Source organism: Virgisporangium aliadipatigenens (assembly GCF_016863615.1).
Taxonomy (GTDB): domain Bacteria; phylum Actinomycetota; class Actinomycetes; order Mycobacteriales; family Micromonosporaceae; genus Virgisporangium; species Virgisporangium aliadipatigenens.
Genome location: NZ_BOPF01000014.1, coordinates 85,330 through 104,500, shown reverse-complemented (window position 1 = coordinate 104,500; position 19,171 = coordinate 85,330). Strand labels below are relative to the sequence as shown.

At 69.8% G+C, this 19,171-nt stretch carries 17 protein-coding genes and 1 tRNA gene; 8 read left to right on the top strand and 10 right to left on the bottom strand.

Going from position 1 to position 19,171, the window contains the following annotated elements; genetic code table 11:
* The first annotated feature begins 47 nt into the window (after positions 1–47).
* Entirely contained in the window at positions 48–278 is a 231-nt protein-coding gene (locus Val02_RS20500; RefSeq protein ID WP_203900739.1) for a hypothetical protein, read from the top strand.
* Between the two features lie 5 nt (positions 279–283).
* On the opposite strand, the gene Val02_RS20495 is transcribed toward Val02_RS20500, so the two are convergent.
* Positions 284–2,395 (bottom strand): (Fe-S)-binding protein, encoded by a 2,112-nt coding sequence (locus tag Val02_RS20495; RefSeq protein ID WP_203900738.1) that lies wholly within the window; start codon positions 2,393–2,395, stop codon positions 284–286.
* A 101-nt stretch (positions 2,396–2,496) separates the two neighbouring features.
* On the bottom strand, positions 2,497–2,760 hold the full coding sequence (locus Val02_RS20490) for a cell division protein CrgA (protein ID WP_203900737.1): 264 nt from the start codon (positions 2,758–2,760) through the stop codon (positions 2,497–2,499).
* A gap of 100 nt (positions 2,761–2,860) precedes the next feature.
* On the opposite strand from Val02_RS20490, the gene Val02_RS20485 reads away from it, so the two are divergent.
* The 4 genes from Val02_RS20485 to Val02_RS20470 all read left to right on the top strand — a co-directional run bounded on the left by Val02_RS20485 (position 2,861) and on the right by Val02_RS20470 (position 6,791).
* On the top strand, positions 2,861–3,670 hold the full coding sequence (locus tag Val02_RS20485) for a DUF881 domain-containing protein (RefSeq protein ID WP_203900736.1): 810 nt from the start codon (positions 2,861–2,863) through the stop codon (positions 3,668–3,670).
* Between the two features lie 776 nt (positions 3,671–4,446).
* Positions 4,447–5,832, top strand: coding sequence for a class E sortase (locus Val02_RS47490; protein ID WP_239153203.1), 1,386 nt, complete (start codon positions 4,447–4,449; stop codon positions 5,830–5,832).
* A 3-nt stretch (positions 5,833–5,835) separates the two neighbouring features.
* A complete protein-coding gene (locus Val02_RS20475; protein WP_203900734.1) occupies positions 5,836–6,135 on the top strand; it encodes a hypothetical protein in 300 nt (99 codons plus the stop codon).
* Between the two features lie 8 nt (positions 6,136–6,143).
* Positions 6,144–6,791: an aminodeoxychorismate/anthranilate synthase component II gene (locus Val02_RS20470; protein WP_203900733.1), complete on the top strand. Its 648-nt coding sequence runs from the start codon at positions 6,144–6,146 to the stop codon at positions 6,789–6,791.
* A 75-nt stretch (positions 6,792–6,866) separates the two neighbouring features.
* Here Val02_RS20470 and pknB read toward each other — a convergent pair whose 3' ends face one another.
* The 7 genes from pknB to Val02_RS20435 all read right to left on the bottom strand — a co-directional run bounded on the left by pknB (position 6,867) and on the right by Val02_RS20435 (position 16,238).
* Entirely contained in the window at positions 6,867–8,597 is a 1,731-nt protein-coding gene (gene pknB / locus Val02_RS20465) for a Stk1 family PASTA domain-containing Ser/Thr kinase (protein ID WP_203900732.1), read from the bottom strand.
* Positions 8,598–8,655: 58 nt separating this feature from the next.
* Positions 8,656–10,359, bottom strand: coding sequence for a serine/threonine-protein kinase (locus tag Val02_RS20460; protein ID WP_203900731.1), 1,704 nt, complete (start codon positions 10,357–10,359; stop codon positions 8,656–8,658).
* Positions 10,360–10,372: 13 nt separating this feature from the next.
* On the bottom strand, positions 10,373–11,896 hold the full coding sequence (locus Val02_RS20455; protein WP_203900730.1) for a peptidoglycan D,D-transpeptidase FtsI family protein: 1,524 nt from the start codon (positions 11,894–11,896) through the stop codon (positions 10,373–10,375).
* A 40-nt stretch (positions 11,897–11,936) separates the two neighbouring features.
* Positions 11,937–13,469 (bottom strand): FtsW/RodA/SpoVE family cell cycle protein, encoded by a 1,533-nt coding sequence (locus Val02_RS20450; RefSeq protein ID WP_373317918.1) that lies wholly within the window; start codon positions 13,467–13,469, stop codon positions 11,937–11,939.
* Positions 13,470–13,495: 26 nt separating this feature from the next.
* Entirely contained in the window at positions 13,496–14,917 is a 1,422-nt protein-coding gene (locus Val02_RS20445) for a PP2C family protein-serine/threonine phosphatase (RefSeq protein ID WP_203900729.1), read from the bottom strand.
* A complete protein-coding gene (locus tag Val02_RS20440; protein ID WP_203900728.1) occupies positions 14,914–15,405 on the bottom strand; it encodes an FHA domain-containing protein FhaB/FipA in 492 nt (163 codons plus the stop codon). Before Val02_RS20440 ends, Val02_RS20445 begins: the two co-directional genes overlap by 4 nt.
* Before the next feature lie 62 nt (positions 15,406–15,467).
* Positions 15,468–16,238 (bottom strand): FHA domain-containing protein, encoded by a 771-nt coding sequence (locus Val02_RS20435; protein ID WP_203900727.1) that lies wholly within the window; start codon positions 16,236–16,238, stop codon positions 15,468–15,470.
* Positions 16,239–16,357: 119 nt separating this feature from the next.
* Here Val02_RS20435 and Val02_RS20430 point away from each other — a divergent pair.
* The 3 genes from Val02_RS20430 to Val02_RS20420 all read left to right on the top strand — a co-directional run bounded on the left by Val02_RS20430 (position 16,358) and on the right by Val02_RS20420 (position 18,476).
* Positions 16,358–16,443 (top strand) — tRNA-Leu (locus Val02_RS20430).
* A gap of 108 nt (positions 16,444–16,551) precedes the next feature.
* Entirely contained in the window at positions 16,552–17,625 is a 1,074-nt protein-coding gene (locus tag Val02_RS20425; protein WP_203900726.1) for an NAD-dependent epimerase/dehydratase family protein, read from the top strand.
* Positions 17,622–18,476, top strand: a complete 855-nt coding sequence (locus Val02_RS20420; protein WP_203900725.1) for a WecB/TagA/CpsF family glycosyltransferase — start codon at positions 17,622–17,624, stop codon at positions 18,474–18,476. The genes Val02_RS20425 and Val02_RS20420 overlap by 4 nt, the downstream gene beginning before the upstream one ends.
* A gap of 2 nt (positions 18,477–18,478) precedes the next feature.
* Here the strand turns inward: Val02_RS20420 and Val02_RS20415 are convergent, their stop codons facing one another.
* Positions 18,479–19,150, bottom strand: a complete 672-nt coding sequence (locus tag Val02_RS20415) for a hypothetical protein (protein ID WP_203900917.1) — start codon at positions 19,148–19,150, stop codon at positions 18,479–18,481.
* Positions 19,151–19,171: the final 21 nt, after the last annotated feature.

Here is a 19,171-nt window from a genome sequence, read left to right as displayed (position 1 = left end):
GCGGCTACCGTCTGTCGCCTCGGTGTGTCCCCCGGTGTGGAGGATTGATGGACACGTTGGTTTTCATTGTTGTCGCGCTCGTCGTCGGCGTCTGGGCCGGCGGCAGCTTCGCGCGTTTCAAATCGGCGCGTGCCAACCTCAAGGGCACCAAGCAGCTGATGGGTGGCCTGCGCACCAAGCGCAACGACACCGGCCTGCACAGCCTGAAGGCGGTGCTGGCCGTGCTGGGTCTGCTGTTCGTGTTCTTCCTCGGGCTGCGCGCCGCCGGAAAGATGTAGCGTTCTCAGCTCTGCGGTTTTACCGAACGAAGCAGCACCGTCGCGACGTCGACCACCTCGACCGCGTCGTCGGCCAGCCCGTTGGCCTTCTTGCCGGTGACCCCGTCGCCCAGCATCGTCAGGCAGAACGGGCACGACACCGCCACCGTGTTCGCCCCGGTGGAGAGCGCCTCCTCGACCCGTTCCACGTTGATCCGCTTGCCGATGCGCTCCTCCATCCACATGCGGGCCCCACCGGCACCGCAGCAGAACGACCGCTCCGCGAAACGCGGCATCTCCGTCAGCGACTGTTCCGGTCCGGCGATCGCGCCCAGCACCTCGCGCGGCGGCGCGAACACCCGGTTGTGCCGGCCCAGGTAGCAGGGGTCGTGGTAGGTGAGGCCGCCGTCGATCGGCTGCACCGGCGTCAGCTTCTTGTCGGCCACCAGCTGCGCGAGGAGCTGCGTGTGGTGGATGACCTCGTAGTTGCCGCCGACCTGGCCGTACTCGTTGGCCAGCGTGTTGAAGCAGTGCGGGCAGGTGGCGACGATCTTCTTCACGCCGGCCTCGTTGAGCGTCTCGACGTTCTGCTGCGCCATCATCTGGAACACGAACTCGTTGCCGATGCGCCGCGCCGGATCACCGGTGCAGGTCTCGCCCTCGCCCAGGATCGCGAACTTCACGCCGGCCTCGTGCAGCAGCGTCGCCACGGCCCGCGTGGTCTTCTTCGCCCGGTCCTCGAACGCCCCCGCGCACCCCACCCAGAACAGGTACTCGAAGTCCTCGGCCTCGCCGACGCGCGGCACCTCGAAGTCGAGGCCCTTCGTCCAGTCCTCGCGGGTGTTGGGCGCGGCGCCCCACGGGTTGCCCTTGTTCTCCAGGTTGCGCAGCATGACGCCGGCCTCGCTGGGGAAGTTCGACTCGATGAGCACCTGGTAGCGGCGCATGTCGACGATGTGGTCGACGTGTTCGATGTCGACCGGGCACTGCTCGACGCAGGCGCCGCAGGTGGTGCAGGACCACAGGACGTCCGGGTCGATGATGCCGTTCTCCTCCTCGGTCCCGATGAGCGGCCGGTCGGCCTCCAGCTTGGCGGCCTCCGGGGCACCCTCCGGGTCGAGCAGGTACGGCGCCTTCGCGTACGCGTGGTCGCGCAGGCTCAGGACCAGCAGTTTCGGCGACAGCGGCTTGGCGGTGTTCCACGCCGGGCACTGGGACTGGCAGCGGCCGCACTCGGTGCAGGTCGAGAAGTCGAGCAGGCCCTTCCAGGTGAACTGCTCCACGGTCGCCACGCCGAACGCGTCCTTCTCCGGGTCCGCCTCCTCGAAGTCGAGCGGCTTGCCGCCGGACATCATCGGCTGGAGCGCGCCCAGGGCGGCCTTCTCGGTGCCGCTGCGCTTGAACCAGATGTTGGGGAAGGCGAGGAAGCGGTGCCAGGCGACGCCCATGGTGACGTTCAACGAGATCGTGATCAGCCACGACATCGAGATGAAGATCTTGACGAGGGCGACCAGCGTGATCGCCGTCTCACTGTCCGGAAGGACCTGGCCCAGGCCGTAGCTCAGCGGCGTCGCCCACGCCGGGTACTCCCCGTGTCCCGACGCGTATTTGAGGGAACGGATGAGGATGCCGCACAGCAGCACCCCGAGGATCACGTACTCGACGAAGTACGCCTGCCACATCGTCGAGCCGGTGAACCGCGAGAGCCCGCGCGTGCGCCCCGGCCTGTTTCGCAGGCGCACGCTCATCAGGTACAGGATGCCGACCAGCCCGCCGTACCCCACGAACTCCGTCACCAGCCCGTACGGCGTCCAACCGCCCAGCAGCGGCAGGTGCGCGGTGGGGCTGACGACGTCGAAATACGCCTCCAGCACCAGCGTGAACAGGATCCCGAAGGACACCATCACGAACCAGTGCGCGGCCCCGATCCAGGTCCACTTGAGCATGCGGGTGTGCCCAAGCGTCTCGCGCAGCATGGTGACGGTGCGCTGCCCGGCAGCTCCGAACCGTTCGACCGGAACCGGCTGGCCGAGCCGGATCACCTTGACCATCTGACGGACGGCGCGCACCGCGAGCGCGATCGCCGTGACCGTAATGATCGCGGCGAGCACCGTTGCCACCACCTGGACCGGGCCCATGTTGCCCCCTCCGAACGCCTCTCACCCGCCTGGGGCGATCAGAGGAAGCTTAGGCCGTCACGTACCAGCCGGTAACTTGAGGGACCGAACGGGTGATGAACTCAACGCCACTTGGACAGAATGCCCAATGATGCCACCATGGCGCCGAACCCGACGGCCAGGTTCCAGTATCCCCATGAGTTGACCGGGTACAGGCCCTGGGAAAGGTAGAACACCACCAGCCAGCCGATACCGGCCGTGATGAGCGTCACCGCCAGCGCCGGCACCCAGACCGGGCTCGGCCTGCGCGACGTTGTCGTCGTCGTCGGCCGCAACTCGGCGGGCGGCGTGTAGATCTTCTTCTTGCGTACGCTCGATTTCGGCACTGCGCTCTCCAGGAGGGGCTCGGTGTGCGCACCCCCGCGGTGCGAGAATGCTCACGACCAGGGTAGTCAAATCGGCGCGCATTCACAGGGAGGGGGCGTAGTGGAGTACACATCCGGCCGCGCGTCGTGGTCGGCGGCCCTTCGTCGCACCGGTTCCGCACTGCGTCCCAGGCGGCGCGGCGACCGCCGTCGAGGCTGGTCAGTGCTGGTGCCGACGGTGGCGTTCGCCGCCGGGCTACTCTTCACGACCACCGCCCGCACCGCCGCCGGGACGGACCTGAGGAATGACCGCCGCCCTGAACTGACCAATCTCATCGGCGAGCGTGAACGCGACGTCAAGGAAGCCGAGGCGCGCGCGGCCGAGCTGCGCCGCCAGGTGCAGGAGCTCACGGGCAACGTCGCCGGCTACGACGTCGGCGTGGCGCGAGCGCAGGCGACGGCCGGTTCGCAGCAGGGCGGGGCCGGGCTGACCGCGCTGCGAGGCCCCGGGCTGACCGTGCGGCTGAACGACGCACCGCGGCGCCCCGACGGCAGCCGGCCCGCCGGTGCGAGCGTCGATGACCTGGTCGTGCACCAGCAGGATGTTCAGGCCGTGGTCAACGCGCTCTGGGCGGGTGGCGCCGAGGCGATGACGATCATGGGAGTGCGGGTCATCTCGACCAGCGCGGTTCGCTGCGTCGGAAATACGCTCCTGCTCGACGGACGCAGGTATTCTCCTCCATTTGTGATCTCGGCTATCGGCGACGCGGCGGCGATGCAGCGGGCGCTGGACAACGCCGAGGGCGTACGGCTCTTCCGTGCCGCGGTGGTCGACTACGGGCTGGGCTACGACGTGCGCGTCGAGAGTGACGTGCAGGTGCCGGCCTACCAGGGTTCGCTCACGCTGCGCTCGGCCAAGGTGCCGTCGTGAACGGGTGGGGGTAGCACGGTATGAGCGAGCGCAGCAGGTTCGAGCAGCCGGGGTCCGAGTCCGGAGGGGACACGGTCACTGTCGAGCCCGCTGCGCCGGTTGCGGCTCCACCGCCGCAGCGCACGTACGGGTCGCGGCCGGCCGCGAACGGGGGTGCGCATCGGGCTGCCGAGCCCGCCGCTTCGCCGGCATCCGCCGCTCCGGCCGCCTCACCGGCCCCGCTGGTCTCGCCGGCCCTGTCGGTCCCGCCGGCGCCGCCACTCCCGCCGGCGCCGCCGGCGCCGATCCCCTCGCCCTCTGCAGCCTCGGGCTCCTCGCCTCTGGCGGCCCCGTCGCACTCGGCGTCCTTGCCTTTGGGGGGCTCGTCGCACTCGGCGGGCTCGTTACCCGGGGAGGTGCCGGTGCAGCGGGAGTATCGCGGGTCGCGGCGGGCTCCCGATCCCGACGACGAGCCGGTGCCGGGGGCGCCCGACGCGGCTCGACCGGAAACCGCCCTGTCCGCCGTCGCCTGGCCAGATGCGGCTCTCCCGGCCGCGACCCCGCATGACCCGGCTCGGCCGGACACCGCTCAGTCCGCCTCCGCGCTGTCGGGCGTCGCCCTGCCGGATGCCGCTCCGGCGGATGTTGCGTTGCCGGTCGTAGCGCCGCTCGCCGGGGGCGTTCGGCCGGGGGCCACCGAGCCGTTTGTGTCGCCGGTCGGTCCCGGGGTTGTCGGCCTGCCGCTTGCGGGCCCGCCGCCTGGGGCGGTCGCCCCGCTGGGCGAGATCGGTTCGCCGGTGGTCGCTGTCCCGCCCGCCGACGCCTTCTCCGCAGCCGACGCGCACCTGCCCGGCGACCTCGGCTCGCCCGGTGCGAGCGGGCCGCCGACGGTGGTCGGCCCGACTGTGGCCGGACCGGCTTCAGGCGGCTCGGCTTTGGGTGGCCCGGCTTTGGGTGGTCTGGCTTCAGGTGGCGCGGCTTCGGGTGGCGGGGCGATCGAGCTGTCGACGTCGGCCGGCGTCACGCAGGCGGTCGAGACGGCCGTCGCGCCGGTCCCGCCCGCGTATGCCGCGGAGCCCGCGGGCGTTCAGGTCGGGGCGCCGGATGGGGCCGCGCACGCCGCTCTCGCGGAGAGCACGACGATCCTGCCGGTGCTCGCCGACTCGTCGCTCGCGGACCTCGGGCTGGCGCCGCCGCGGCTGCCGGAGCCGCGCGGCCGGCGCTCACGGCGTTCCCGGAAAAACGACCGGATCGAGGCGGATTCGGCGAAGAACACCCGCGATGGCGGCGACCTGGGCGACGATGGGGACGGCGCCACCATCACGGTGCTGAAGCCGATCGCGCCCGAGGACCGCACGGCGATCATCCCCCGGATATCGCCCGAGGACGACCTTCCGGAGGACGACGGAGGCAGGCCGTCGGCCGCGCCCAAGGGGGTCAAGGTGATCCCCCTGCGACCCGTGCGAACCGGAGACGGCTACAAGAGCGTGTTTGTCCAGTTCACCCGCACCACTCCAGCGACGATGCTGCGGGCCTTCGCCCGGGGTACCGGCGAGGTCCTCATCACGTTCGGCCTGATCGTGCTGCTCTTCGCGGCGTACGAGGTGTGGGGCAAGGCCGCCATCGTCGCCGCCGAACAGGGCAACCTCGACAAGCAGCTGGCACAGGACTGGGGGCAGTCGCCCGGCCCGTCGCCGAGCGCGAGTTCCGGCCCGCAGCCGCCGCCGGCCCTGGGGGAACCGTTCGCCAAGCTGTACATCCCGCGGATGGGCAAGCACTGGGTGATCAACCAGGGCGTGCGGCCGTCCGACATCAAGCACGCGCCGGGGCACTACCCCGACACCGTGATGCCGGGCGAGATCGGCAACTTCTCCGTCGCCGGCCACCGCACGCCGTCGATCTTCTGGGACATGGACAAGATCCAGCTCGGTGACGCGATCGTCGTCGAGACCAAGCAAAACTGGTACGTGTACTCCGTGAAGCAGTCGCACGTCGTGCTGCCGACGGCGGTGCAGGTGGTGGCCCCGGTGCCCAACCAGCCGGGCGCCGCGCCGACGACGGCGATGCTGACGTTGACCACGTGCAACCCGAAGTACAACAACTATCAGCGGCTCATCGTGCACGCGGAACTGATCCGCTCGTCGCCGCACGACAGCGGCCAGCCACGCGAACTGGAGAGCTGAGCCGTGTACGCGTTCATCTGGCGCAAGCTGCCGTTCGGCCTGCCCGGAAAGATCATCGGCTCGCTGCTGCTCATCGCCGTCGCGGTGTCGGGCCTCTGGTTCTGGGGATTCCCGGCCGCCGAGCCACTGCTACCGTTCGACGACGTGAACGTCTCCGACGAGAACGGCGACCGGCCCACGAGCGTCGACCCGTCGGAGAGCCTGCCGCCGGACGGCGTGATCCCGTACGACACGGAGCAGAACCAGCCGCACCCGTCGGCCTCGATCACGTCGGTCCCGACCCCGTCGCCGAGCCGGAGGTAAAGCACGTCGTGCGCGTCCTGGTGATCGACAACTACGACTCGTTCGTGTTCAACCTCGTGCAGTACCTGGGGCAGCTCGGGGTCGAATGCGACGTTCGGCGCAACGACGAGATCAGCGTCGCCGAGGTGGGAGCCTCGCGCCCCGGCGGTGTGCTGCTCTCCCCCGGGCCGGGTACCCCGCAGCGCGCCGGCATCTGCATGAAGGTCATCGAGGAGTACGCCGGTGACCTGCCCATCTTCGGCGTCTGCCTGGGGCACCAGGCGTTCGGGGCGGTGTACGGCGGGGTCGTCGACCGGGCGCCCGAACTGCTGCACGGCAAGACCTCCGAGGTGCACCACGCGGGGGTCGGGGTGCTGGCCGGGCTGCCGACGCCGTTCATCGCGACGCGGTACCACTCGCTCGCCGTCGACGAGGCCACCCTGCCGCCGGAGATCGAGGTCACCGGGCGCACCGCCAGCGGCGTCGTGATGGCCATGCGCCACCGCACGTTGCCGATCGAGGGTGTGCAGTTCCACCCCGAGTCGGTGCTGACCCAGGGTGGGCATCTCATGCTGGCCAACTGGCTCGCGGCGTGCGGGTTCGCCGAGGCCACCGAACGGGCGCCCGCCCTGGCCGCCGAGGTCGAGGCGCGGCGGCTCGCGGCGTTCGCCGCCTGAGGGACCGGCACCCGACGCATCGACAGAAACGGCGCCACCCCGTGCGGGATGGCGCCGTTCTCGTATCTGGTGAGGCTACGGGTTCGGTGACGGGCTGCCGCTCGGCGACGACGGCGGTGCGCTCGACGGTGCTGCCTGTTGCTTGCCCACGTTGACAGTCACCGTTTGACCGGACCGGACCGTCGCGCCGGCCCCCGGGTCCGTGCTGATCACCCTGCCGAAGTCGGACGAGTTGGTGGTGGTCTGCTCCACCACCCGGTAGTCGATGCCCGCGCCCTCGAGCTCCTGCTCGGCCTGCGCCCGGCTCTTGCCCTTGAGGCTGGGCATCTGCTTCTGGTCGCCCTTGGAGAGGTTGACCGTGACGGTCGCGCCCTCCTTGATCGCGTCCCCGCCGCCCGGGCTGGTCGAGACGACCTGGCCGACCGGCGCCTTGTCGGAGACCTCCTTGAACTCCGCCCTGAGCTTGCGGTCGTCCAGTTCCTTCTGCGCCTGCGCCCGGTTCTTGCCGACGAGGTTGGGCACCGTCGTCTCACCCGGGCCGCGACAGACCTGGTAGCTGATCTCGGTGCCCTCGGCGACGGAGGTGTCCTTCGCCGGTTGCTGGGCGACGACCTTGTCCTTCATCGTCTTCTGGTCGCAGTTGTCCGGCGCGTTGCCCGACTTCCCGCGCAGCTTCTGGTCCGCCAGCAGCTTCTCCGCCTCCTGGGCGGTCTTGCCGGTGAGGTCGGGAACGCTGACGTCACTGCTCTGGTTGGCCAGGTACAGCCCCAGCCCCAGTGCGCCGAACGCCAGCATGCCCAGGATTGTGATCAACACCACGATCGCGGTGGCGCCGTTCTTCTGCTGACGCCGGTCGGCCACCCGCGCCACCGGGCGGGTCGGCGGACCGGCCACCCGCTGCTGCGGGGCCATCATCGCGGTGCGCTGGTCCTCGGACATCACCGGCGGGGCCGAGACCGGGCGACCGGCCGCGGCACGCAGCAGGTCGGCGCGCATCTCGCCGGCGCTCTGGTAACGGTTGGCCGGGTTCTTCGCGAGGGCCTTCAGCACCACCGAGTCGATCTCGGGCGTGACGTCGGGATTGAGCTCGCTCGGTGCGCGGGGCTCCTCCCGCACGTGCTGGTAGGCGACGCTCACCGGGTTGTCGCCGACAAACGGCGGCTGGCCGGTGAGCAGTTCGAAGATGAGGCAGCCGGTCGCATAGACGTCGCTGCGGGCGTCGACGGCCTCGCCGCGCGCCTGCTCCGGAGACAGGTACTGCGCGGTGCCGATCACGGCCGAGGTCTGGGTCATCGTGCTCGCACCGCTGGCCAGGGCCCGCGCGATACCGAAGTCCATGACCTTGACCTGGCCGGTCTGGGTCATCATCACGTTTCCGGGCTTGATGTCCCGGTGGATGATCCCGTGCCGGTGGCTGAAGTCCAGGGCGGAGCAGACGTCGGCGGTGAGTTCGAGCGCACGCCGGGACTGGAGCCGTCCCTCGACGCCGAGCACCTCCTTCAACGTCCGACCGTTGACGAACTCCATGACGATGTAGGGCAGCTTCTCGCCGCTGGAGCCGATCTCCTCACCGGTGTCGTAGACAGCCACGATCGCCGGGTGGTTGAGTGAGGCGGAGTTTTGTGCCTCCCGTTGGAACCGCATCTGGAACGTCGCGTCCCGTGCGAGGTCGTGACGCAGCGTCTTGATCGCCACGTCCCGGCCGAGCCGCAGATCACGACCACGGTGCACCTCGGCCATGCCGCCGAAGCCGAGGAGCTCGCCGACCTGGTACCTCCCGCCCAGAAGGCGGGCCTGCGCGGTCATGTCGTCTCTCGTCCTTCTTCGGTCATCGGTATTACCTTGCCACGTCACGATGAGTCACCTACTGGGGCGGACAGGTGCGGTTTCCGCCGATACCGCCGAAGACGCCGGTCGAGCACGGGGTCGGCGTGGCCCTACCGCCGGCGCCGTTACCGGACCGCACCTTCATCTCTACCTCGGAACCTTCCGGAGCCGAACAGGGCACCTCGACAACGGTGTCCGCTTCACCGGGCTCGTCGACCTTGGTCACCTTCACCGTGAAGCCCTGCTCCTTGAGCGCCTTCTCGACGCTCGGCGCCCTCTTGTCCTTCATCCCCCTGCAGTCGATGTCCTTGACCGGGCCGGTCGGCCCGGCCGAGGCCGCCGTCGAAGCCGGGGGGTTCGCCCCTGGCTTGTCGTCCCCGTTGAGGCTGCTCAGCCAGAACGCCCCGCCACCGATACAGAGCAGCGCAAGGACAGCCGCCACCAGACCGCCGATGAGAATGACGTTCGGGCGTCGCCCATTGGTTGCACCGGGCGACGGGTGGGAACTGGGGAATCCCGGCTGGTTGGCGGTCTGCACCGGGCCGGTGCCGACGTACGTGTAACCGGTGTCGGGATTGTTTGACGCGGCCGGCGGCGCACCGGCGACCCCGCGGGCGAACTGCCCCGGAGCCGCGTTGCCCTGCCCGACCGGCGCCTGCTGCGCGGCCTCCGGGAACGCACCCGGCGGCAGCACCTGAGTACCGGCCGGCCCGCCCTCGAACTCCTGCTTCGGCGGCCCCGACACCGGACCGCTCACCGGCGGCCCGGAGACCTGGTGGGGCGCACCCGACGTCGGCGCGCCCGGCACACCGGAGACCGGCCCGGCCGGAACGCCCGACACCTGCGACGCCGGCCCACCCGAGACGGGACCCGCCGGCGGGGCGGACGTCTGGCCGGTCGGCGTGTAGCCGGTCTGCGGCGAGGACAGCTGGGCCGCCGCCTGGCGGGCGACGTGCGCCATCTCGGCCGCGCTGGAGAAGCGCTGCGACGGTTCCTTCGCCATGGCCCGTTCGACGATCAGCCGGGCCGGGTGCGGAACATCCGGCGGCAGCGGCGGCGGGGCATCGCGCACGTGCTTCATCGCGATCTCGAGCGGGTTCTCCCCCTCGAACGGCCGCCGCCCGGCCAGGCACTGGAACGCCACCACACCGAGCGCGTAGACGTCGGACAGCGGCGAGGCGCCCTGCCCGGCCGCCTGCTCCGGCGAGATGTACGAGGCCGTGCCGAGCACCGAACCGGGCTGCGTCAGCTGACCGATCGCCGCCGAACGGGCGATGCCGAAGTCCGTGAGCACCAGCGTGCCGTTGGGGCGCACCAGCAGGTTTCCGGGCTTCACGTCGCGGTGGACGATGCCCTTCTCGTGCGCGGCGTGCAGGGCGTCGGCCGCCTGGGCGATCAGCGCCATGGTGCGCCCCGGCGTGAGCCGGGTGACCCGGGCGAGGGTACGGGAGAGCGCGTCGCCCTCGATGTACTCCATCACCAGGAACGCGGTGCCGTTCTCGTTGCCGTAGTCGTAGATGTCCACGACGCCGGGGTGGTTGATCGTGGCCATGGTGCGCGCCTCGGCCCGGAAGCGTTCGGCGAAGCCGGGCTCCTCGAGCAGCGCCGCGAGCAGCACCTTGACGGCGACGACGCGGCCGAGCACCTCGTCGGTGGCCTTCCAGACGTCGCCCATGCCGCCGCCGGCGATGCGCTCGTCCAACTTGTATCGGCCACCCAGCATGCCGCCGGGAGTCAGCATCGTGCCCACCCCATCACGAGAGGCCCTTCTCGGCGATGTACGACTTCATGATCTCGCCGGAGATGCGGGCGGCCTCGCCACTGCCGCCCTTGCCGGCGTTCTGCAGGAAGACAGCGGTCGCGATGATCGGCTTGTCGTCCTTCATCACGAACCCGATGAACCAGCCGTGCGCGCCCTCTTCCTCGGCGCCGTCCGCGGTACCGGTCTTGCCCCCGACCTTGAACCCGTTGATGCGGGCCTTCTTGCCGGTGCCGTTCTCGACGACGTTGACCATCATGTCCTGCAGGTCGCGGGAGATCGCCGGCGTGCACGAGCGGCGCAACTCCTTGGGCTGCGCCGTGAAGTGCGTCGTCGTCAGGTCGTAGGTCTTCAGCTCCTGCACCAGGTAGGGGCGCATCTGCGAGCCGTTGTTGGCGACCGTCGCCGCGATCATCGCGCCCTGCAGCGGGGTCATCTTGACCTCCCGCTGACCGATCGCGGACTGGGCGAGCGCGGGCGGGTCGACCTTGCCGTCGGGGCCGCTCATCGTGCCCATCTCGCTCTTCGCGACTCCGAATGCGAAGTTCTTGTCGTCCCGTTCGATGTGCGGGATCTCCTCGAACCCGAAGTTGCGCCCCATCTCCTTGAGCTTGTCCGGGCCGAGCGACTCGACGGCGTACCGGGCGAAGGAGGTGTTGCAGGAGACCGTCAGCGCCTGCTTCAGCGTGATGCTCGGCTCCGGGCAGGTGTTCTGCGAGGAGTTCTTGATCGAGAAGTTGCTGGTCTGCGGCGGCTGGTAGTTGTTGCCCGCCTGCATCACCGTCTCCGGCGTCGCGCCGTTGGCCAGCGCCGCCGCCGAGGTGATCACCTTGAACGTGGAGCCGGGCGGGAACCGGTCGGAGAAGGCCCGGTTGAGCGAGGGCTTCAGCTCCTTGTCGCTCTCGACCTTGGTCTTGGCGTCGACCGCCACCTTCGTGTCGTGGCTGGCGTACGGGCCGGGGTCGTAGCTGGGGAACGACACCGCGGCCAGGATCGCGCCGGTGCGCGGGTCGATGGCGACCGCGGCGCCGGTCTTGCTGAGCTTCTGGCCGGTCAGTTCCTTCCACGCGGTCTCCTGCGCCCCCTTGGAGAGGCTCAGCACCACGTTGCCACCGGGCTTCTGGCCGGTGAACATCTCGGAGATCCGGTCGGCGAACTGGGCGTCGGAGTTGCCGCTGAGGTACTCGTCCTCGAGCTTCTCGACGCCGGACGATCCGATGTTGACCCCGCGGAACCCGACGACGTGCGCGTACATCTCGCCACCGGGGTAGGTGCGCAGGTACTTCAGGCTGTCCGTGGTCTCCTTGCTCTCGGCCACCGCCGTGTCGCCCACGATGATCTTGCCGCGCTCGACGTCGTACTCGGCCGTCTGCACCCGCGCGTTGTAGTCGCTGGTGCGGTAGTCCTTGGCCTTGACGCCCTGCACGTAGTTGAGGTTGACGAACAGCATCCCGAACAGGACCAACGTCACGACCCCGACGCGGCGCAGGGGCGCGTTGAAGCCCCCTTGCGTACTCATCGGTGCCTCCCACGCAGCGGCGCGGCAACGAATCGCGCGCTCATCGAATCATCTCCGTCGGCGCGTCGTGCAGCTGCTCGGGCGGGTTGCGGCGGCCCACGCCCGGGCGGGCGGAGGCGCTCGTCGACGCCGGATTACGGGCGGCGTCCGAGATGCGCAGCAACAGGAAGATCAGGATCCAGTTGGCCATCAGCGACGAACCGCCCGCCGACATGAACGGCGTCGTCTGGCCGGTCAACGGGATCAGTCTGGTCACTCCGCCAACAATGACGAACACCTGCAACCCCAGCGTGAACGACATCCCGCCGGCGAACAGCTTCCCGAACGCGTCCCGGACGCCGAGCGCGGTACGCAGGCCGCGTTCGACGATGAGCAGGTAGACCATCAGGATGGCGGTCAGCCCGAACAGGCCGATCTCCTCGCCGAGGCCGGCGAAGATCAGGTCGTTTTGCACCTCGGGGATGAACCGGGGACTGCCGTTGCCGGGCCCCTCGCCGAACAGCCCGCCTTGGCCCAGCCCTAGTAATGATTGGACGAGCTGATACCCGTCGCCCGACGGATCCGCGAACGGATCGAGCCAGATCTCCGCACGGGTGTAGAAGTTGGCGAACGGCCCACCGACGGAGGCGCCCAGGAAGTACGCGAGGAACGCGCCCCCGAGGAACAGCCCGAGGCCGATGATGAGCCAACTGGCGCGTTCGGTCGCGATGTACACGGTGACGACGAACATCCCGAAGTACATCAGCGAGGTGCCGAGGTCCTTCACGAACACCAGGATCATGAGGCTCAGCACCCAGACCGTGATGACCGGCCCGAGGTCGCGCCCGCGCGGGAAGTCGATCCCGAGGAACCGGCGGCTCGCGAGCGACAGCACCTCGCGCTTCTTCACCAGGTAGTAGGCGAAGAAGACGAGCAGCATGATCTTCGCGAACTCACCGGGCTGGATCGAGTACGAGCCGACCCGGATCCACAGCTTGGCGCCGTTGCTCTGGCCCTCGCGCTGAGCCAGCGAGGCGGGCAGCAGCGCGGGGATCAGCACCAGGATGATGCCGAGCAGACCGAGGGTGTACGCGTACTTCGACATCGACTTGTGATCGCGCACCACCACCAGGATCACGATGGCGAAGACCAGCGCGATGACGGTCCACAGCAGTTGCTTGCCGCCGAGGCCGGCCCAGGGCGAGAAGTCCGCCCGCAGCGCCACCTTCGCCTTCGTGAGGTACGCGTAGTCGACCCGCCGCAGGAAGAGCACACCCAGCCCGTTGATGAACGCCACCGCCGGCAGCAGCACCGGGTCGGCGTTCGGCGCGAGGAACCGCACCGCCAAGTGGGCGGCGAAGAACAGCACGCCGAGCGTGGCCGTCTGCACCCAGAAGTCGCCGGTGATCTCCTCGATGACGGCGGCCTCGACAGCGGCGGCGTAGCCCAGCAGCAGCACCATGACGAACAGCAGCAGGGCCAGTTCGACGTTGCGCCGGGTGGCGAGCTGGAAACCCGACGTGGCCGCGCGCAACTGCCCGGTCACAGGGTTTCCGGGTGCCGGCGGCGGAGCCGGTGCTACGGGGGCGGTCACGTCAGTCGTCGTCCTCGGCGTCGTCGTTACGGGTTCTTGCAGTTGGTCGGCGTCGGAGACGGGACGCTGCTCGACACGCTGGCGGCCGGTGCGGTCGACGGGGGCACGCTGCTGGCGGACGCCGTGGCGCTGCCCGCGCCCACCGACGCGCTGCCGCTCGGCGGAACCACCGAGGTGCCGGGTGTGCCGGCGGAGTCGGTCGGCGACGGATCCGTGCCGCCGGAGGGCATCGGGCTGGGCGGGCAGGCCTTCAGCTGACCCTTGACCAGCTCGTCCATCTTCTTCTGGGCGTCGGCCTCGTTGTTGGCGGGCACGCCCTTACGCACGGCCTCCTGCGCAACGGGGTTCAGGTCGCTGGCCTTCGTGGCACTGCGGGAGTGCAACGAGTAGAGCTTCAGGCCGGCGATCTTGCTCGGAACGCCCTTGAAGATGGCGACGTTGCCGTCTTCGACGCCGACGTAGTACCGCGTCTGGGTGTAGTACCAGCCGCCGTACAGCGTGCCGCCGAGCATCACGACCAGCAGCGTCACCAGCACCAGTGCTCGCAGCGGCCGGCGTCGGGGGCGTTCGCCCTCGTCGTCGTACGTGTCGTCGGCGGGCTCCGGCGTCGACGGACGCGGACTGGTGACGGCGGACGCGCGAGCGGCGGAGAGCGTCTCGTCGGCCGAGGTGGTGTTGCCCCGGTCCTGCGCCGCCGCACCGCCGACGATCGGCGCCAGCTCCATGATGTCCTGGTCGGTGACGTCGGCGATGATGACCGTGATGTTGTCCGGTCCGCCGCCGCGCAGGGCCAGCTGCACCAGGCGCTCGGCGCACTGGTTGGGATCGACGTACTCGCGCAGCGTGTTGGCGATGGTCTCCGCGCTGACGACGCCGGAGAGGCCGTCGCTGCACAGCAGATACCGGTCGCCGTTGCGCGCCTCGCGGACCGAGTACTCCGGCTCGGCGTCCCGCCCGTCCAGCGCCCTGTAGAGCAGGTGGCGCTGCGGATGGGTGTCCGCCTCCTCGGGACTGATCCGGCCCTCGTCGATCAGCATCTGGACGTACGTGTCGTCCTTGGTGATCTGATTGAAGTCGCCGTCGCGCAGCAGATATGCGCGCGAGTCCCCGATATGCACCATGCCGAGCTTGGAGCCGGCGAAGAGCATCGCGGTGAGGGTCGTGCCCATCCCCTCCATCTGGGGATTGGCCTCGACGGTGTCCCGGATCTGCTGGTTGGCCGAATCGACCATGCCACGTAGGGCGTCGAGCAGCGCACCGCCGGGAACGTCCTCGTCCAGCGGCGCCATGGTGCCGATGACGATGTTGCTCGCGACGTCACCGGCGGCCATGCCGCCCATGCCGTCGGCAACGGCTAGCAGCCGCGGCCCGGCGTAGACGGAATCCTGGTTTCCGCCCCGGATCAGGCCGCGGTCACTGCGTGCCGCGTACCGCAAGGTAAGTGTCATGGCCGTAACTCGATCGATGTGCGGCCGATGCGAATCGGCACGCCGAGGGGGACGGGGGTGGGAGCCGACACCTTGCCCCGGTCGAGGTAGGTGCCGTTGGTCGAGCCGAGATCCTCGATGTACCACTGCCCTTCTCGCGGAACGAGACGAGCGTGTCGTGCGGAAGCGTAGTCGTCGGTGATCACAAGGGTGGAATCCTCCGCCCGGCCGATCGTGATCGGCGCCTCGGCGAGAGTGATCCGCGTACCGGCCAGTGCCCCCGCCGTCACGACGGCCTGACGGGCTACCCGGCCCCGTCGGGGGACCCGGGCCTGCCGGCCGCCGCCAGCGGGCGCCACCGGACCCACACCGCGTGGTGCGGCGACGATCCGGTTGGCCCGTGTGCCGGCGAAAAGGTCACGACGAATGACCCCGACCACCGTGAATACGAAGATCCACAGCAGCACGAGGAACCCGTAACGGGCGACGGTGAGGACGAACTCCGGCATGGACCGCCTATCCCCGTCCTCGTCCTCTGACCGCTACGGAACTCTGACTCAGGCGCACAGGCTCAATCCATCCGGAACGTGAGCGTCGTGGTGCCGAGCTGCACCACGTCGCCGGGGCTGAGAGCGACGGCGGAGACCCGCTGCCCGTTGACCATAGTCCCGTTCGTGGATCCGAGGTCGGTCAGCACCACCTGACTTCCGTCGAAGTCCAGACGGGCGTGCCGACGCGAGATACCCACGTCGGGCAGACGGAGGTTGGCCTGGTCGCCCCGGCCGATCACCGTCGAGCCCATGGACAGCGGATACGCGCGCCCGTCGCTCGACATCAGGCGAACGTTACGGGCCTGCCCGCCGGGTCCGGCACCGCCGGCCGGTTGGTACCCGCTGTACGGATCGGGGGCCGGCTCCGAGTACGGCTGCGGCGCGACGTCCCCGCCGGTGTACACCTCGGCCGTCACCCGGAACATGCCGGTGTCGAGCCCCTCGCCCCGTTCGATCTCGACGATGACGTCGCCGTAGACCGTCCAGCCCTGCTCGCCGATGAACTCGGCCTGCGACTGCGCGAGCTCCTGGGCCAGCGCGGCCGCGTACGGCGCGAGCCGGCTGTGGTCGTACGGCGACAGGTCGATCACGTATCGGTTGGGCACGAGCGTGCGACCACCGGCCAGGATGGCCTTATGCGCTTCGGCCTCCCTCTGCATGGCGTTGAGGATCTCCACGGGGTGGACGACCCCCTTGAAGACCTTGGCGAAGGCCCCTTCGACCAGACCTTCTAGGCGCTTCTCGAAGCGCTGTAGCACACTCACCGGCTCCTCCTCGGGTCCCGAGGACATGATGGTATCCGGGCGCGGCTCGCCCGTATGCACGCCGACCGGTCGTCCCGTGCTACTCTTCCGGGGCGTCGCAGGGCAGAGTAACGCTTCTTCGCGATTTACTCTCGCCAAGCAGCCATGGGGAAGTGGCGGAATGGCAGACGCGCACGGTTCAGGTCCGTGTACCCGAAAGGGTGTGGGGGTTCAACTCCCCCCTTCCCCACCAGCCGGCAGGCCCGTACTTCGGTACGGGTCTGCCGCTTTTTGATGACACATCTCCCGCGGCCCCCCGTCGTTACTGGGGTATGACCAAGTCTGACATCAGTTGGACGCGTTGAGCGTCGCTTTCGTAACGGGCTCCGCCGGACTTATCGGTTCGGAATCGGTCCGGCACTTCGCCGCACTCGGTTTCGAGGTCGTCGGAATCGACAACGACCTGCGGAGCTCGTTCTTCGGCGCCGACGCGTCGACGGCGTGGAACGCCCGGCGGCTCTCCCGCGACCTCGGCCCGGCCTACACCCACCTGACCCTGGACATCCGGGACCGCGAGGCGCTGGCCCGCGCGTTCCGCCGCTACGGCGACGCCGTCTCCGTGGTGATCCACACGGCCGCGCAGCCGTCCCACGACTGGGCGGCCCGCGATCCGTTCACCGACTTCGACGTGAACGCCACGGGCACCCTGAACCTGCTCCAGAACGCCCGCGAACACTGCCCGGAAGCGCCGTTCGTGCACTGCTCCACCAACAAGGTGTACGGCGACCGCCCGAACGACCTCCCCCTGGTCGAGTTGGACACCCGGTTCGAACTGGCGGCGTCCCATCCGTACGCCGGCGGCGTCCCCGAAGAGATGCCCGTGGACGCGAGCCTGCATTCCCTCTTCGGCGCCTCGAAGCTCGCGGCCGACGTTCTGGTGCAGGAGTACGGGCGGTACTTCGGTATGCGGACCGCGTGCTTCCGGGCGGGCACGCTGACCGGCCCGGCACACTCGGCCGCGCACCTGCACGGGTTCCTGGGGTATCTGATGCGCTGTGCGATGACGCGCCGGCCGTACACCGTCGTCGGGCACGGCGGGAAACAGGTGCGCGACACGCTGCACTCCCGCGACGTGGTGCGGGCGTTCGAGGCGTTCTGGCGGGAGCCGCGGCCGGCCGCCGTGTACAACCTGGGCGGCGGGCGGCACGCCAACTGCAGCGTGCTGGAGGCGATCGAACTGGTCGAGAAGATCACCGGCGAGGAACTCGAGCGCTCCTACGCCGACCGGCCGCGCCCCGGCGACCACCGCTGGTGGATCGGCTCGAACGCCCGCTTCACCGCCGAGCACCCCGGCTGGCGGCCGACCTACGACGTGCTCGACATCCTGTACGAGATCCACGACGCGAACCGCGACCGCTGGACCCCCACGAGATGATCGACCGCGGCCGGCACAGTGTGCTCGGGGTGCTGGTCGACGCGGTGGACTACGCGGCCGCGGTCGCCCGCGTGCTGGACGCCGCCCGGCACCGCCGCCCGTTCGCCGCGACCGCCCTGGCCGTGCACGGGGTGATGACCGGCGTGCACGATCCGGCGCATCGCGCGCGGCTGAACTCGTTCGACCTGGTGACGCCGGACGGGCAGCCGGTGCGCTGGGCGCTCAACGCCCTCCATCGCAGCGGCCTCGCCGACCGGGTCTACGGGCCGCGGCTGATGCGCGAGGTGCTGGCCCGCGCCGCCGACGAGGGGCTGCCGGTATATCTGTACGGCTCGACGCCGCGGACGCTCGAAAGATTGCGGACGGCGCTGCTCACCGCGTTCCCCCGGATAGAGCTGGCGGGGCTGGAACCGTCCGGTTTCCGCGCGGCGCGACCGGGTGAGGACGCCGAGATCGCCGACCGGATCCGGGCCTCGGGAGCCCGGCTCGTCCTGGTCGGCCTCGGCTGCCCCCGGCAGGAGATCTTCGCCCACGCCCTGCGTCCGCACCTGGCGATGCCGTTGCTGGCGGTCGGTGCCGCCTTCGACTATTTCGCGGGAACGCTGAAAGCGCCGCCGGCGTGGATGCAACGGCATGCGCTGGAGTGGCTGTGGCGGCTCACGCAGGACCCGCGCCGGCTGTGGCGCCGGTATGTGTTGCTCAATCCGGAGTATCTGCTCCGCTTCGCCGCTCAGCGGCTGCGTCTGTGGTCCCCGCCGCCTGCCCCGGCCCCGGCCGCTTCGACACACTCTGGCCCGCGGACCGTGCAGGGCGGCCCAGAGTGGTCGACGACCGAAACCTTTCCCGTCTGAACTCAGTCGTTGTCCGGCTCGTAGCGGTACAGCAGTTCCAGGATCGAGCGCGCCGCCTCGAACCACCGTTCGAGGTACTGGGCGCGCAGCGGCGAGCCCTTCGGCGGGAGTTCCAGGAGGAGGCCGCGCAGCAGCGGGTGATCGGCGATGCTGCCGGTCGCCGCCTCCAGCCACGCCTCGCTCGGGAACGTCGGCTCGCTCGGGAACGGTTCGCTGGAGAACGGCTCGTTGGGGAAGGGCTCGCTCGCGAACGGCTCGTTCGGGAACGTCGTGTCCACACCGTACGGATCCGCGCGGAACGCCGGCTCCCGCAGGATGGCGGGCTCGGCGAGCTTCGGCTGGGTCAGCGTGGCCGCGATCGGGTGGGCGATGTCCAGCGGGCTGCCCATGTCGAGCGGGTTCGCGATGTCGAGCGGGGCGCTGAGCCGGTCGATGCCGGGCATGCCGTTGCGCTGCTTGAGTTCGTCGACGAGCCCGTCGAGGGGGCCGCCCAGCGGGTCGGACCCGTTGTGGCCGTTGTGGGTGCCGTGGCCGTTGTGGCCGTTGTGCCCGTTGGTGCCGTTCACCGAAGAGCCGTTGTCGCGGGAGCCGCGCGGCCGGTAACCGAGCTGCCCGGAGAACCGGTCCTCGGTCTTGGCCGAGCCGTTTCCCAGGTTGTCGGGGCCAATGGTCATCTCGCTGCCTCTTATCCCTCT

What these genes read in the sequence shown, in the direction of transcription:
- Val02_RS20500 (WP_203900739.1), top strand. Translation starts at nt 48, where the DNA reads ATGGACACGTTGGTTTTCATTGTTGTCGCGCTCGTCGTCGGCGTCTGG.
- Val02_RS20495 (WP_203900738.1), bottom strand. Translation starts at nt 2,395, where the DNA reads ATGGGCCCGGTCCAGGTGGTGGCAACGGTGCTCGCCGCGATCATTACG.
- pknB (WP_203900732.1), bottom strand. Translation starts at nt 8,597, where the DNA reads ATGACCGCGCAGGCCCGCCTTCTGGGCGGGAGGTACCAGGTCGGCGAG.
- Val02_RS20460 (WP_203900731.1), bottom strand. Translation starts at nt 10,359, where the DNA reads ATGCTGACTCCCGGCGGCATGCTGGGTGGCCGATACAAGTTGGACGAG.
- Val02_RS20455 (WP_203900730.1), bottom strand. Translation starts at nt 11,896, where the DNA reads ATGAGTACGCAAGGGGGCTTCAACGCGCCCCTGCGCCGCGTCGGGGTC.
- Val02_RS20445 (WP_203900729.1), bottom strand. Translation starts at nt 14,917, where the DNA reads ATGACACTTACCTTGCGGTACGCGGCACGCAGTGACCGCGGCCTGATC.
- Val02_RS20440 (WP_203900728.1), bottom strand. Translation starts at nt 15,405, where the DNA reads ATGCCGGAGTTCGTCCTCACCGTCGCCCGTTACGGGTTCCTCGTGCTG.
- Val02_RS20435 (WP_203900727.1), bottom strand. Translation starts at nt 16,238, where the DNA reads ATGTCCTCGGGACCCGAGGAGGAGCCGGTGAGTGTGCTACAGCGCTTC.
- Val02_RS20420 (WP_203900725.1), top strand. Translation starts at nt 17,622, where the DNA reads ATGATCGACCGCGGCCGGCACAGTGTGCTCGGGGTGCTGGTCGACGCG.
- Val02_RS20415 (WP_203900917.1), bottom strand. Translation starts at nt 19,150, where the DNA reads ATGACCATTGGCCCCGACAACCTGGGAAACGGCTCGGCCAAGACCGAG.